Here is a 1,273-nt window from a genome sequence, read left to right on the forward strand (position 1 = left end):
TGGAGAAACGCCATGCTGTCGGTCTTTTGCTCCCCGAACCGTTATACCCAAGGCAAGAACGCCACCGGCGTCCTCGGCCAAGAAATGGCCGGTCTCGACTTGGAAGGTCCGGCCCTGATCGTGGCCGGGAAGTCTGCCATTCGTCAGCTGACGGATACCTGGAAGACGACGTTGGCCGATGCCAAGATCGAGCATGTCGTCTTTCCTTTCGGCGGAGAATGTTCCCTGGCCGAGATCGAGCGAGCCAAGACCGTGGCTCGGCAACACAAGGCACAGGTGATTATCGGCGCCGGAGGCGGCAAGGTACTGGACACGGCCAGGGTAGCAGCCAGCGATTTGGCGTTACCGGTCGTCAACTGCCCTACCGTGGCCTCCAGCGATGCCCCGTGCAGCGCCTTGTCGGTGATCTACACGGAAGAAGGCACTTTTCAGGAATATCGGTTCCTCCGCAAAAACCCTGACCTGATATTGGTTGATACCCAGGTGATTGCCCAGGGACCGCCCCGGTTGCTGGCGGCCGGAATGGGTGATGCCCTGGCCACCTGGTTCGAGGCCAACACCTGTGTTGCCGGCCACGTCCGCAACATGCGAGGCGGCGCTTCGACCCGTAGTGCCTTGACCCTGGCCAAGCTGTGCTACGAGACCTTGCTGGCCGATGGAGCCGAGGCATTGCGTGCCGTCCGGAACCAGGTAGTCACTCCGGCCCTGGAACGACTCGTGGAAGCGAATACCCTCCTTTCGGGTCTGGGTTTCGAGTCGTCGGGTCTGGCAGCAGCTCATGCGGTACATAACGGCTTGACTATAGCCCCCGCGACGCTCGACTATTTTCATGGGGAGAGAGTCGCCTTCGGCTTGCTCGTGCAACTGGTTCTCGAAGGGCAACCTCAATCTGTCCTGAACCAGGTGTTGACTTTTGCTACCGAGGTGGGCCTGCCCACCACCCTGGCAGAGATTGGGCTAACCCAGCTTTCCAGGGAGTTGCTGGAGCGAATCGCCAACCGGGCTACAGCCAAGGGTGAAACGATCCACAACGAGCCTTTCGAGGTGACGCCCGACATGGTCGTCGATGCTATTCGGGCCGCCGATGACCTCGGACAATGCTGGAAAAAGCAGAATTGAAAGCACCGATTCGAATCGACTGATTCGACGATGAATCCGGGCAGCCCGTAGATACTCTGTTCCGATGCAAGTCCAATTTGCCTCCTGATCCACAAAAATTCACCTCCGACCCATAAAGAGGATTAATCAGGAAGCCGTTTCGGTCGGGGTATAG

The 1,273-nt window shown here is 58.8% G+C and carries 1 protein-coding gene; it reads left to right on the forward strand.

Annotation, left to right across the window (positions count from 1 at the left end; genetic code table 11):
• Positions 1–1,119 (forward strand): glycerol dehydrogenase (locus tag E1958_RS19530; protein WP_208108629.1); only part of this gene is annotated, 1,119 nt, incomplete at its 5' end.
• Positions 1,120–1,273 lie beyond the last annotated feature (154 nt).

Source organism: Candidatus Thiosymbion oneisti (genome assembly GCF_004359955.1).
GTDB classification, from domain to species: domain Bacteria; phylum Pseudomonadota; class Gammaproteobacteria; order Chromatiales; family Chromatiaceae; genus Thiosymbion; species Thiosymbion oneisti.